Here is a 13,488-nt window from a genome sequence, read left to right on the forward strand (position 1 = left end):
TCAGTTGGGGAAATTCACGAAAGGTAAGCCATGACAACAACGCCAACCCTGCCGCCGCCGGGCCTTTCCGTCCTGAGCCTGCCCATGCGCGATCCACGCGTCAAGCCCCTCCTGGACGAACTCGCCGTCGAATACACCACGCGCTATGGCGATCTCTTTGGCAGCGGTGGCGCGGCCGAAGAGCTCAACAGGTACCCGGCCGGCGAGTTTGCCGCACCCCACGGCGCCCTCCTCATCCTGCAGGAGAATGGCGAAACCGTGGCTGGCGGGGCATTCCGCCGCTACGACTCCCGGACGGCGGAGCTCAAGCGGATCTGGACGAATTCGGCCCACCGCCGTCGTGGGCTGGCCCGTGTTGTCCTCGCGGAACTCGAGGCCGAGGCGTCCCGGCGCGGCTACCGACGGATCTACCTCACCACCGGTCCGCGGCAGCCCGAAGCCAAGAACCTGTACTTGGCCACAGGCTACACCCCGTTGTTCGACGTCGACGCGGATCCGGAAGAGATCAAGCACTTGGCATTCACGAAGGACCTGGCGCCCATCGAGGCGTGAGGTCTCCGGCCTTTCGCGCTCGCAAAGGGTCGGGATCTCACCCCTCGATTGCTACCCCACGGCCTGGCGCGCCGCGGCTTCGATCCTGGCGCGGTGATCGGCCCATTCTTCGGTGCCTCGCTGTGACAAATTCGGGTCCCCCGGGCCTTTCCCGGCTGAGCCGTCGATGAGCTCACGAAGTATGTCGGCATGCCCCAAGTGCTGGGCTGTCTCGACGCACATGTGCACCAGGATCTGATGGAGCGTCACGTGTCGGCGTTCCTCCGACCACCACGGCACTTCCCCGGGAGCGTCGAGTGGCAGCGACTCGATGGTTGCATCGCTGTGCCCGGCCGAGAACCTGTGCAGTTCGATGATCTCGTCCCTGCTCTCTTCCGCGGGAACCCACAGGTCCGCGTCGGCTTCGGCATCGTCCGCGAGCCACGGCAAGTCCCGGCCGCTGGGCCGGCCGAAGACCTCGCCGAAGTACCCCAGCTCCACGCTGGCCACATGCTTGACGAGGCCCAGGAGGTTGGTGCCGGTGGGGGTCATGGGCCGGCGGACGTCGTACTCGTCGAGTCCGTCGAGCTTGGCGAGGAGTTCGCCGCGACGGGCACGCAGGTATTTGAGCAGAATCGCTTTGTCATCCATCCGGGCACTATACCGTTGCCGTCGCGAGTTCTGTCTCCTCCTCACGCCGGTGGTCGTCGGAGGCGGCAAACAATTCCTCCCCGACGGCGTGGGCCTGACCCTTGAGCTGTTGGACGAACGTCGCTTTGGCAACGGCGTCGTCTACCTCCGGTACGCCAAGCGAGCCTCATCAGTAGGGCAAATTTTTCGGCCAAATGGCGGCCCTGCACCACTAAGCTATGCGCATGGCCAAGAAAACCACAGCTGAAAAGATCGCTACGATCCAGCAGGGATACAGCCTCGATGGCGCCACGATCGAGCTGGGTGCCGCCGTCGTCGACGGCGAAGTCCGCAGAGAAGCACAAGTCCGGTTGCCACTGTCCATGATGAACCGGCACGGCCTGGTGGCAGGCGCCACGGGCACCGGCAAGACCGTCACCCTGCACATGATGGCAGAACAGCTGTCCACTGCCGGAGTCCCCGTCTTCTTGGCGGACATCAAGGGAGACCTTTCAGGACTCGCCACCGCGGCCACAGCCAGCGAAAAACTCACGGCCCGCACCGCGAGCCTCGGCCAAGATTGGTCCGGCAAGGCTTTTCCGGTCGAGTTTCTCTCATTGGGCGGGGATGGCAACGGCGTTCCCGTCCGCGCGACCATCACCTCGTTCGGCCCCATCCTGCTTTCGCGCATCATGGAGCTCAACGACACCCAGGAATCCAGCCTGCAGCTGGTCTTCCACTTCGCCGACCAGAAAAAACTGGAGCTGATCGACCTCAAAGACCTGAGGGCAGTCATCCAGTTCCTGGTCTCGGATGAAGGCAAAGCCGAGCTCGAAGACCTCGGCGGACTATCGAAGGCCACGGCCGGCGTCATCCTGCGCGAACTCGTCAATCTTGAGGCCCAAGGCATGGAGAAGTTCTTTGGCGAGCCGGAATTCGACACCGCGGAACTTCTCCGCACAGCCCCGGATGGCCGCGGCGTGATCAGTTGCCTCGAACTTCCGACACTTCAGACCAAACCCATGCTGTTCTCGACTTTCCTTATGTGGCTGCTTGCCGACCTCTTCGAAGACTTGCCCGAAGCGGGAGACCTCGACAAGCCCAAACTCGTCTTCTTCCTGGACGAAGCCCACTTGCTCTTCACCGGCGCATCCAAGGCTTTCCTCGAAGCCATCACCACGACGGTGCGGCTCATCCGGTCCAAGGGGGTCGGGATATTCTTCGTCACCCAGACGCCCAAGGATGTTCCTGCCGCCGTCCTCGGCCAGCTTGCCAACCGGGTCCAGCACGCCCTGCGCGCGTTTACTCCGGAGGATGCCAAAGCCCTCAAGGCCACCGTGTCCACGTTCCCGGTAAGCGATTACGACCTTGCGGAAACCCTGACCTCCGCCGGCATCGGCGAAGCGGTCATCACCGTCATGAACGAAAGGGGCGCGCCCACGCCCGTGGCGCTGACGAAGCTGCGTGCCCCGGAATCCGTGATGGGACCCAGCACGGACGAGCTGATCGGCAGTACCATCGCGGCTTCCCTGCTGCTGCCGAAATACGGCACGGCGGTGGACAACATTTCGGCCTACGAGAAACTCAGCGGCAAAGCCACCGCACCCGCCACGGGAGAGGCCGCGCCGGGTGAGCCTCCGGTACCTGCCTCCCCTGACCACCATGCCGTGGATGCTGAAGCCCGCAGGATCGAGGAAGAGATCCTTGGCCGTCCCAGCAGCCGCCCCCTGCCAGGCTCCACCCCCGAAGAGTGGCCCCCCGCACCGGCCCATGCCCCGGCACCGGGTCCACAGCAAGAGGGCGGCGGAATGATGGGCGATCTCGCAGGCGTCCTGGGTGGTGCGCTCGGCGGCGGAATGAAGAGCATGGCACGGTCCCTCGGTACGCAGCTCGGCCGGGAACTACTCCGCGGAGTGTTCGGAACCTCATCGCGCCGGCGCCGCTAAAACGGAGCTGCTGCCCGCCGTCGGGCCCTTCCCCAAAAGCCTGCTCAGTCGTCACGTGAGGAGAGGATGCCGGGGTATTGCTGAACCGGCGGGTAACGTAAAGGGCGTGCAGTTGAGTCAAGCGTTGGTCAAGACCGCGGCCGGGTGGCTGCTCGGTCTGATGCTTGCTGTGGCCGCCGCGATCGTTTCGATCAACCTGGTGAGCAACTCCATAGCCAGCCCGCAGCAGCAAGTTCGAGATTATCTCTCTGCCCTCCAGAAGGGGCATGGCGGGGAAGCCCTCGGGCTCCTGCACGCGTCCGTGCCCAACGCCAACGCCGCCATGCTGGACGGTACCGCCCTGCAGACAGCTGCGTCGAAGATCACTGATATCAAGCTCGGCAACGCCGAATCCCGAGGCGGCAACCGGGTGACGGTTCCTATGGACTACCAGATCGACGGCAAGTCGCTGCACTCGGACTTCCTGCTTGAACGGACGGGCACCGAGTGGCTGTTCTTCGGGAAGTGGTCCTTCGTGCCGTCATCCTTGCCGACCATTGAGGTCACCGTGGTGAACGCCAACGAGGCAAACCTGAACGGCATCCCGGTGAACTTGCCCAACGGCCGCAACAGCTTTGCCGTGTTCTACCCCGGCCAATACGAAGCCAGCCTCGCCGGCAAATACTTCTCCGCACCGACTACCAGCACCTCGGTGACCACTGGCGCCCTGCCTCAGGCACCCCTCAACCTACTGACAAAGCCCACCGACGCCATGATCAAGGTGGTCAGCGACAAGGTCAAGGAATTCCTGGACACCTGCGCCGCTGACGCCACCAAGCAGCAAAAACTCCAGCCCGACTGCCCGTTCTACCACGTGACCAATAGCCGGGTGGTGGACGGCACCATCAAATGGCAGATCACGGAATATCCCAAGGTCAGCATCGACCCCTTTAACGGCCAGTGGGTCGTGGCGCCCCTCAACGGCAAAGCCAAGGTAACGGCACGCGAAATCGACCTCTTCAGCGGGCAAGTTGGCGACCTCAGCGCCGTTCACGACTTCAGCTTCACCACACGTCTGGACATAGGGGCGGACACCATCACGGTCACCCCGCTGGTGAGCTTCTAGCTTCGACGGCGCTAAAGCCCGGCAGCCCCTGCCTAGTCCATCCCGCGCAGGTCAAGCACCAGTTCGGAGTCGCCGTCGGCCTGCAGGACAACGGGGATGCCCCAGTCTTGCTGGTAGAGGTGGCAGGCTGCGTGATCGGGAATTTCGCCGTCCTCGGTCTCCGGGCCATCGCACGCAGCCGCGCGGGCCGTGATGTGCAGGATACCCTCAGGCACGTCGGCAGACAGCTCGAGGGTCCGCAGCAGCCCCACGGACGTGCCACCACCGGAAAGCAGCAGCTCGGGCGGGGTCGACGAAATCTTCAGCTGCGTCGGGTCGCCCCAGCGATCGTCGAGCTTCTGGCCGGTCGGGGCCGTGAAACGCACGGTGAGCTCCAGGTTCCCCGGCGCCACGGGACTCTTAGGCCGCTGCGTCTGGGATGCTCCCTCGTCCACCTGCTGGGCTTCCTTGGGGATGGGAACCAGGACCAACTGGTGCTTGTTGGATTCGACCACCACCAGCAGCGGTTCGCCGCCTTCCGGGTAGACCACGACGACGTCGCTCGGCTCGGCGAGTCCCCGCGCCAGAGTGGACACTGCCTTAGCGGCGGGATCGTAGCGCCGCACGGCACCGTTGTAGGTATCTGCGACCGCGACGGAGCCATCGGGGAGCACTGTGACGCCAAGGGGGTGCTGCAAGCGGGCTTCAGTGGCGCCGCCGTCCCGGAAGCCGAAATCGAACAGGCCCTTGCCCACTGCCGACTCAACGGTCACACCGGTTTCGCCAAGGACCAGGCGGCGCAGTGCCGAGGTCTCGGAGTCGGCCACCCAGATGTTGTCGTCCGCATCCACGGCCAGGCCGGAAGGCTGGGCGAACCAGGCTTCCTCGGCGGGTCCGTCAAGCAAACCTTCAAGGCCCGAGCCGGCCAGGATGGACACCTCGCCGCTGAGAGGCTCGAAGGCGAAGATCTGGTGCGTGCCGGCCATCGCGATGACAACGCGCTGTAGCTTCTCGCTCCACACCACGTCCCACGGCGAGGACAGGGAGACCCCGGTCCCGACACCCAGTACCCCGACGTCGAGTGCGTCGGCCGCGAAGTCAGCCGGACCGCCGTCGTGGTGTTCAGCGCACACGCCGGCGCCGCTTTCCGTCACCCGGGCCGGGCCGGCGTCGAGCAGGCGCTGTACGCCGTTGCCGGCAACCGTCTGTACATAACCCGAGCTGAGCGTGACGCCGCGGAGGCGGTGGTTCACGGTGTCCGCGACTACTGCTTCGTACCCGAGCTGCCACGCCAACGACGACGGGAGCACCGCCACGCCCTGCGGCTCGTTGAACTGGGCGATTTCCGCCGCACCATCCAGGTAACCCTTGGTTCCGGAGCCGATGACGCGCTCGACGGTCTCAAGGTCGGGACGAAGTTCCACCAAGCGGTGGTGGCCGGAATCGACCACAAGGTAGTTGCCGTTGTCCAGCTGGGTCGCCTTGCCGGGGAAGCGCAGGGTGCCCGACGTCGGGACGGGAGCCACGTAGGGCCCGTCACCGCGGTGGAGGGTCCCCTTGGCTTCGTGCTCTGCAACGAGCTCCTCGAGGAGTACTGCAAGGCCGTCTGCGTGGCCCTCACCGGAAAGGTGCGCCACGATGTAGCCCTCGGGATCCACCACCACCAATGTCGGCCAGGCGCGGGCCGTGTAGGCCTTCCACGTGGCGAGCTCGGGGTCGTCCAGGACGGGGTGGTGGATTTCGTAGCGCTCCACGGCGGATGCGAGGGCCACGGGATCGGCCTCGTGCTCGAACTTGGGAGAGTGCACGCCCACGGTCACCAGGACGTCGGAGTACTTTTCCTCAAGCGGGCGCAGCTCGTCCAGGACATGCAGGCAGTTGATGCAGCAGAACGTCCAGAAGTCGAGCAGCACGATCTTGCCGCGCAGCGCTTCCAGGTCCAGGGTCTTCCCGCCGGTGTTGAGCCAGCCACGGCCCACCAGTTCAGAGGCGCGGACACGCAGTTGGGTGCGTACGGATTCGCTCATCAGCGTCCTTCCAGGTTGGTCTTGCTTTCGGGCTGCTTGACGTCCCGATCAATCAGTTTCGCATCGCGGTCTGCAAGCCGCGCAAACATATCGTTGTAAGCATTCAGGTCGGCGTCGTTATTCCTATCCGCCGCCCGGTCGGTGCGTTTGGTCTCGCGCGCGTCCGAACGCGACCACATGACCGCGACGCCGATCGCCACCAGTAAGGTGGGGACTTCGCCGATTCCCCAGGCCACGGCGCCGCCTGTCTGCTGGTCCAGCAAAGCCGATTGCCCCCAGGTCCGGCCGAGGTTGCCGAAGTAATCGGCAGCGAGCAGGCCGGTGCCTCCCATGATGGACACGCCGAAGAAGGCGTGGAAGCCCATCGTGGCGAGCAACAGGAGCAACCGCATGGGGTAGGGCGCCCGTCGGGGCAGCGGGTCGGTGCCGATCATGGTGAGGACAAAAATGTAGCCGGTCAGCAGGAAGTGCAGGTTCATCAGTTCATGTCCGACGTGCTCACGCATTGCCCAGCCGAACGCATCCGAGAAGTAGAACAGGACGATCGAACCGGCAAAGTTCGCCGCGGCAAACAGCGGGTGGGTCACCACCTGGGAGAACTTCGAGTGCACAAACACGAGGAGCCACTCACGAAGTCCACGGGAGCCGTCCCCGCGCGATCCCTCGCCGCGCGACGGGAGGGCGCGCAATGCCAAGGTCACCGGCGAACCCAGAACCAGGAACAGCGGCGCAACCATCGTCAATGCCATGTGGTCCACCATGTGCGCGGAGAATAGAATGCGGCCGTAGACCGACGGCGGTCCGGACGTGATGTAGGTCAGGACCACCAAGCCGATCATCCAGTTCACGGCACGGAACCAGGACCAGGAGTCACCGCGGCGGCGGACCTTGACGACGCCAATGATGTAGCTCGCCGCGCCGAAGAGGGCCACAGCCACCCAAAGCCAGTCGAGGCGCCACTCGGTCAACCAACGCGCGGGCGTCAGTTCAGGCGGCAGCTCGTAACCGGACAGGATAAAGGCCGGCGATGCGTCGGGCGCGTAGGTGGTGGGCAGGGGAGGTGCCGAACTGGCCAGCGCGACGGCGAGTCCCGACGTCGCGCCCATCACCAGAAGTTCGACCAACACAAGCTGCCACAGCACGCGACGCGTGGTCATGGACTTGCGGCCCAGCTGCGGGATCACCCACTGGCGGTGCATGAACCCGATACCGCCGAGGACGATCGTGGCGAGCGCCTTCGCCAGGATGATCTGCCCATAGGGTGTGCCGACCAAGGCCGAAAAGGTCGTGACACGAATGCTCGCGTTGACGATGCCCGAGGCGAAGACCAGTACGAAGGCAAAGCCGGCCAACGCGGAGAACCGGCGGAGGGTCTGCTCAGTGATGTCCTTGGCGCCTGTTGCCTTGGAACCCCGCAGGAGGCTCGAGAGGACGGCAAGCATGATGATGCCGCCGACCCAAGTGGACACGCCCACGAGGTGAAGGCCGAGCGAATTGATGGCGCCCTCGTGGTCGTTGGAACTCGCGGAGTGGCCGATCAGTGCACTCGGGATCAGACCGCCAAGGGACAGGACGAGGGTCAGCGCGAGTCCCGCCAACGAACGGACGCCGAAGAGCGCCGTCGTGACAATCGCGGCGATGATCGTCACGGCGAGCCACGCTTGGCCCGTCTGGATGTCCGTCATGAAGTAGACGAGGGAAGCTGTGAACTGCGCGTCCCCGGAGAGGCTCTGCCCGGCCACGTCAGCGTACGTCAGCACGAGGACCGCGACGGCGGAGAGCGTCCAGGCTGCGCCTGCTGCGGCCGCTACGGCCAAAGCCCGTGTGAACGCCGGGTGCTCCGGGGCATCGTCGCCCTTGGATCGCGACGCGTGCTTGGGAAGGATCACGACGGCGAAGATCAGCCCGCCGATCACAGTCGCCAAGGACACGTTGTGAAGGGCTTTGGCGACGGGCAGCCCCCAGCGGACCAAGGCGCCTGGGTCAGAGACCTGCCGCGCGGCCGAGGCTCCGGAGAAGATCAGGGCGCCCGCGAGAGCCAGGAAGAGCGCAGCGAAGCCCGCCAGCTGCCACGGCAAGGAGATCCCTTCCATGGCAGCCCCTGCCTTGCTTCCCGGCTTGGAAGCGGGCAAGGGGGCAGTGGCGGGAGTTTTGGCTGATGGCACTTATCCATTGTCCGCTAAGGTCGGCGGCGCGGCGAATCGAGCGGATTAAAGCAGAAAGGCGGCAACCCGCAGGTTGCCGCCTTTCAGGGCGTTCGCCGAAGTGTCTTACTTCTTGGCGACAGCTGCCTTCAGCTTGGAGCCGGCGGTCAGCTTGACGCTGTGGCCAGCGGCGATCTGGATGGTCTCGCCGGTCTGCGGGTTGCGGCCCGTGCGGGCTGCGCGGTCCGTGCGCTCGATGGCGAGCCAGCCCGGAATGGTGATCTTCTCGCCAGCGGCGACGGAAGTCTCGAAAACTTCGAACAGGGCATCGAGCACGGAGTTGACTGCAGCCTGGCTGGTGCCAGCCTTGCCAGCTACCTCGGAAACCAGTTCGCTACGGTTCTTAGCCATTTGTGTCCTCCTGGACTTTACGATTTTGGAGCTCACACACGGCATGCGTGCGAGCCACTGTTCGAAAACTTACCAGCTTGGGACGACGCGGCCAGCAAATTCCGCGTGTTTCCGCGCTTTTTTGACCAAATTCACCCTATTTCGGGCGCTTTTGGGGGTCAATTCCGCCGCGGGCGAACTCCCCGACCCCGGACGCCGGCTCACATATACCGGGTCCCGGCCGGACGCCGGCTCACATATAACCGGTCCCGGCCGGACGCTAGCTCACATATGCCGGGTCCCGGCCGGACGCCCGCTCACATATGCCGGGTCCCGGCCGGACGCCCGCTCATTTCTGCTGACGACGGGTGGGGGCAGGGGGCCGCGGTCCGGCTCAAGGGTGAGCGGGGGTGTGGCCCCGACCCTGTTATAGGTGAGCCGGCGTTCGTGGAAACCGGGTCATAGGTGAGCCGGCGTTGGTGGGAACCGGCCCATAGGTGAGCAGGCGTTCGTGGAAACCGGCCCATAGGTGAGCCGGGGTTCGTGGAAACCGGCCCATAGGTGAGCCGGGGTTAGTGGGAACCGGCCCATAGGTGAGCGGGGGTTTGGGGATTTCCCGCCCATAGGTGAGCCGGGGTTGGTGGGAACCGGGTGATAGGTGAGCCGGGGTTTGATATCCCAAACCCCCGCTCACCTATGCGTCCCGATCGGAAACCCCCGCTCACGTCAGCCGGGCCGGGGTTTGGGGGTCCGGGGGTGGTTAAATGGGTCAGGCCCCGACACGTGGTGTCGGGGCCTGGCCGTTAATGGTTGTCCGGCGGTGTCCTACTCTCCCACACCCTCCCGGGTGCAGTACCATCGGCGCTGTGGGTCTTAGCTTCCGGGTTCGGAATGGGACCGGGCGTTTCCCCCACGCTATGACCGCCGTAACCCTGTTACCCGTCCCCGCAGGTGCGGGGTGGGAAGATACGTGGTTACAACATTGTGGTGTTGTTGTTCAGTTGTTTGGTTCCTGGAGCAACGGGTTTGTTGTTCGGGAACCACATAGTGGACGCAAGCAGTGATCGTGTTTGTGTGGTGTAAGTTGTCGGCCTATTAGTACCGGTCAGCTTCAACAGTCTTTAGTCCTGTCTTCCACATCCGGCCTATCAACCCAGTGGTCTGGCTGGGGGCCTCTCACACACGAGGTGCATGGAAATCTCATCTTGAAGCGAGCTTCCCGCTTAGATGCTTTCAGCGGTTATCCCATCCGAACGTAGCTAATCAGCGGTGCACTTGGCAGTACAACTGACACACCAGAGGTTCGTCCGTCCCGGTCCTCTCGTACTAAGGACAGCCCTTCTCAAATTTCCTGCGCGCGCAGCGGATAGGGACCGAACTGTCTCACGACGTTCTAAACCCAGCTCGCGTACCGCTTTAATGGGCGAACAGCCCAACCCTTGGGACCTACTCCAGCCCCAGGATGCGACGAGCCGACATCGAGGTGCCAAACCATGCCGTCGATATGGACTCTTGGGCAAGATCAGCCTGTTATCCCCGAGGTACCTTTTATCCGTTGAGCGACGGCCATTCCACAATGTACCGCCGGATCACTAGTCCCGACTTTCGTCCCTGCTTGAGATGTCTCTCTCACAGTCAAGCTCCCTTGTGCACTTACACTCGACACCTGATTGCCAACCAGGCTGAGGGAACCTTTGGGCGCCTCCGTTACTTTTTAGGAGGCAACCGCCCCAGTTAAACTACCCATCAGGCACTGTCCCTGACCCGGATCACGGGCCGAAGTTAGATGTCCAAAGTGACCAGAGTGGTATTTCAACGATGACTCCACCCGAACTGGCGTCCGGGCTTCAACGTCTCCCACCTATCCTACACAAGCCACTCCGAACACCAATACCAAACTATAGTAAAGGTCTCGGGGTCTTTCCGTCCTGCTGCGCGTAACGAGCATCTTTACTCGTACTGCAATTTCGCCGAGTTTATGGTTGAGACAGCGGGGAAGTCGTTACTCCATTCGTGCAGGTCGGAACTTACCCGACAAGGAATTTCGCTACCTTAGGATGGTTATAGTTACCACCGCCGTTTACTGGGGCTTAAATTCTCAGCTTCGCCTTGCGGCTAACCGGTCCTCTTAACCTTCCAGCACCGGGCAGGAGTCAGTCCGTATACATCGTCTTGCGACTTCGCACGGACCTGTGTTTTTAGTAAACAGTCGCTTCCCCCTGGTCTCTGCGGCCCCGATCCCCTCCCACCAGCAAGTGGTGTTCAAGGTTGGGGCCCCCCTTCTCCCGAAGTTACGGGGGCATTTTGCCGAGTTCCTTAACCATAATTCTCTCGATCGCCTTGGTATTCTCTACCTGATCACCTGTGTCGGTTTGGGGTACGGGCGGCTGGAACCTCGCGCCGATGCTTTTCTAGGCAGCATAGGATCACCGGATCCCCCCATGACGGGGGTCCCATCAGATCTCAGGAACGTCATCAAAGACACAGCGACGGATTTGCCTATCGCTGACCCTACATCCTTAGACCGGGGCAACCATCGCCCGGCCCGGCTACCTTCCTGCGTCACACCTGTTAATACGCTTACCTCCCGGGATCAGGTCCCGCGCTCGGCCAAAACCCGCACACCACAAGGGTGATTGGGCAGGCTCCGGGCGGTTAGTATCCCCCGCTTGGCATGGGCGGTCCTTCGCCGGTACGGGAATATCAACCCGTTGTCCATCGACTACGCCTGTCGGCCTCGCCTTAGGTCCCGACTTACCCAGGGCAGATTAGCTTGACCCTGGAACCCTTGATCATTCGGCGGACGGGTTTCTCACCCGTCTTTCGCTACTCATGCCTGCATTCTCACTCGTGTAGGCTCCACCGCTGGTTTACACCGCGACTTCACCGCCCACACGACGCTCCCCTACCACTCCAGACGACTGAACCACGAAGGCTTGTCTACTATCTGAAATCCACAACTTCGGCGGTGTACTTGAGCCCCGCTACATTGTCGGCGCGGAATCACTTGACCAGTGAGCTATTACGCACTCTTTCAAGGATGGCTGCTTCTAAGCCAACCTCCTGGTTGTCTTCGCAACTCCACATCCTTTCCCACTTAGCACACGCTTAGGGGCCTTAGTTGGTGGTCTGGGCTGTTTCCCTCTCGACTATGAAGCTTATCCCCCACAGTCTCACTGCTGCGCTCTCACTTACCGGCATTCGGAGTTTGGCTGACGTCAGTAACCTTGTAGGGCCCATCGGCCATCCAGTAGCTCTACCTCCGGCAAGAAACACGCAACGCTGCACCTAAATGCATTTCGGGGAGAACCAGCTATCACGGAGTTTGATTGGCCTTTCACCCCTACCCACAGCTCATCCCCTCCATTTTCAACTGAAGTGGGTTCGGTCCTCCACGACGTCTTACCGTCGCTTCAACCTGGCCATGGGTAGATCACTCCGCTTCGGGTCTAGATCACGCCACTACACTCGCCCTATTCAGACTCGCTTTCGCTACGGCTACCCCACACGGGTTAACCTCGCGACGTAACACTAACTCGCAGGCTCATTCTTCAAAAGGCACGCCGTCACAACTACAAGGTTGCTCCGACGGATTGTAAGCACACGGTTTCAGGTACTGTTTCACTCCCCTCCCGGGGTACTTTTCACCTTTCCCTCACGGTACTGGTCCGCTATCGGTCATTAGGAAGTATTTAGGCTTATCAGGTGGTCCTGACAGATTCACACGGGATTTCTCGGGCCCCGTGCTACTTGGGATCCTCTCCAGGCGGCACACAACATTACGGTTACGGGGCTAACACCCTCTCCGGCCGGCCTTTCAAGACCGTTCACCTATGTCCATGCTCTCACCCCACCGGTCCGGCAGAACCAGTACGGAAAGTCCCACAACCCCGCCCATGCAACGCCCGCCGGCTATCACACATGGAACGGTTTAGCCTCATCCGCGTTCGCTCGCCACTACTAACGGAATCACTCTTGTTTTCTCTTCCTGCGGGTACTGAGATGTTTCACTTCCCCGCGTTCCCCCCACGCACCCTATGTGTTCAGATGCGGGTCACCAGATCACGCAAGCGCGTCTGGCGGGGTTTCCCCATTCGGACATCCTGGGATCACCGTTCGGTTATCAACTCCCCCAGGCTTATCGCAGATTCCTACGTCCTTCTTCGGCTCCTAATGCCAAGGCATCCACCGTGTGCCCTTAAAAACTTGACCACACAAGATCAAAAAACTTCTCGAGAGAACCACAGAAACCGCCACACCAAAGCATGGCCGGATCCAGGTTCATAAAAAGAAATTGCTGTATGACACGAACCAAACCCGAAGGCCGGCCCGTATCAGATGCTCGCGTCCACTATGTAGTTCTCAAACAACAACCCCGTACCACACCCCCCCGCACCCGGCCACCCCCGCCACCAAAGACGAAGAACAACCACGAACGCACGAAGACCATGCAGCCAGGAAACCAGAAACACACAAACCCGCACCACGGAAACCACGCAACCCTCACAGGCCACGCACCCCACGCCACGGCCCTGTTGCCTCAGGACCCAACAGTGTGCCAAACACGAAAACCGGCCACCCCCCACCCGCACCGTTCCAAGACACTCAAAGAGCATCCGTACTAGGGGCGGACAAGAACCAACCGGCCGCTATCTGCTGATATTCCACCCATGAGCACCCACCGCAGAACAGACGCCTGCGCAATGGGCTTTGCTTCCACACACCCCCCAACCAAC

The 13,488-nt window shown here is 62.4% G+C and carries 7 protein-coding genes and 2 rRNA genes; 3 read left to right on the forward strand and 6 right to left on the reverse strand.

The genetic code is table 11. The features are described from left to right. Positions 1-30: 30 nt before the first annotated feature. Complete coding sequence (locus ACSKT0_RS22390; protein ID WP_437771686.1) at positions 31-552, forward strand: GNAT family N-acetyltransferase; 522 nt, start codon at positions 31-33, stop codon at positions 550-552. A gap of 51 nt (positions 553-603) precedes the next feature. On the opposite strand, the gene ACSKT0_RS22395 is transcribed toward ACSKT0_RS22390, so the two are convergent. Then, positions 604-1,182: a DinB family protein gene (locus tag ACSKT0_RS22395; RefSeq protein ID WP_437771687.1), complete on the reverse strand. Its 579-nt coding sequence runs from the start codon at positions 1,180-1,182 to the stop codon at positions 604-606. 224 nt (positions 1,183-1,406) lie between these two features. Between ACSKT0_RS22395 and ACSKT0_RS22400 the strand changes: the two genes are divergently transcribed. Both ACSKT0_RS22400 and ACSKT0_RS22405 read left to right on the forward strand, forming a co-directional pair. Next, on the forward strand, positions 1,407-3,107 hold the full coding sequence (locus ACSKT0_RS22400; RefSeq protein WP_437771688.1) for a helicase HerA-like domain-containing protein: 1,701 nt from the start codon (positions 1,407-1,409) through the stop codon (positions 3,105-3,107). A 112-nt stretch (positions 3,108-3,219) separates the two neighbouring features. After that, positions 3,220-4,212: a hypothetical protein gene (locus tag ACSKT0_RS22405; protein ID WP_437774096.1), complete on the forward strand. Its 993-nt coding sequence runs from the start codon at positions 3,220-3,222 to the stop codon at positions 4,210-4,212. 32 nt (positions 4,213-4,244) lie between these two features. Here the strand turns inward: ACSKT0_RS22405 and ACSKT0_RS22410 are convergent, their stop codons facing one another. The 5 genes from ACSKT0_RS22410 to ACSKT0_RS22430 all read right to left on the reverse strand — a co-directional run bounded on the left by ACSKT0_RS22410 (position 4,245) and on the right by ACSKT0_RS22430 (position 12,964). Then, positions 4,245-6,218: an NHL domain-containing thioredoxin family protein gene (locus ACSKT0_RS22410; RefSeq protein WP_437771689.1), complete on the reverse strand. Its 1,974-nt coding sequence runs from the start codon at positions 6,216-6,218 to the stop codon at positions 4,245-4,247. Next, the gene (locus ACSKT0_RS22415; protein WP_437774097.1) at positions 6,218-8,311 is read right to left on the reverse strand and encodes a cytochrome c oxidase assembly protein; all 2,094 of its coding nucleotides are present in this window, start codon (positions 8,309-8,311) and stop codon (positions 6,218-6,220) included. Before ACSKT0_RS22415 ends, ACSKT0_RS22410 begins: the two co-directional genes overlap by 1 nt. A 177-nt stretch (positions 8,312-8,488) precedes the next feature. After that, positions 8,489-8,773: an HU family DNA-binding protein gene (locus ACSKT0_RS22420; protein WP_184739845.1), complete on the reverse strand. Its 285-nt coding sequence runs from the start codon at positions 8,771-8,773 to the stop codon at positions 8,489-8,491. Between the two features lie 791 nt (positions 8,774-9,564). After that, positions 9,565-9,681, reverse strand: a 5S ribosomal RNA gene (gene rrf / locus ACSKT0_RS22425). A 145-nt stretch (positions 9,682-9,826) separates the two neighbouring features. Further along, positions 9,827-12,964: ribosomal RNA gene (locus ACSKT0_RS22430) — 23S ribosomal RNA — on the reverse strand. Positions 12,965-13,488: the final 524 nt, after the last annotated feature.

The organism is Arthrobacter sp. KNU40 (assembly GCF_051515115.1).
Classification (GTDB): Bacteria; Actinomycetota; Actinomycetes; order Actinomycetales; family Micrococcaceae; genus Arthrobacter.

What these genes read in the sequence shown, in the direction of transcription:
- ACSKT0_RS22415 (WP_437774097.1), bottom strand. Translation starts at nt 8,311, where the DNA reads ATGGAAGGGATCTCCTTGCCGTGGCAGCTGGCGGGCTTCGCTGCGCTC.
- ACSKT0_RS22420 (WP_184739845.1), bottom strand. Translation starts at nt 8,773, where the DNA reads ATGGCTAAGAACCGTAGCGAACTGGTTTCCGAGGTAGCTGGCAAGGCT.
- ACSKT0_RS22410 (WP_437771689.1), bottom strand. Translation starts at nt 6,218, where the DNA reads ATGAGCGAATCCGTACGCACCCAACTGCGTGTCCGCGCCTCTGAACTG.
- ACSKT0_RS22390 (WP_437771686.1), top strand. Translation starts at nt 31, where the DNA reads ATGACAACAACGCCAACCCTGCCGCCGCCGGGCCTTTCCGTCCTGAGC.
- ACSKT0_RS22395 (WP_437771687.1), bottom strand. Translation starts at nt 1,182, where the DNA reads ATGGATGACAAAGCGATTCTGCTCAAATACCTGCGTGCCCGTCGCGGC.
- ACSKT0_RS22400 (WP_437771688.1), top strand. Translation starts at nt 1,407, where the DNA reads ATGGCCAAGAAAACCACAGCTGAAAAGATCGCTACGATCCAGCAGGGA.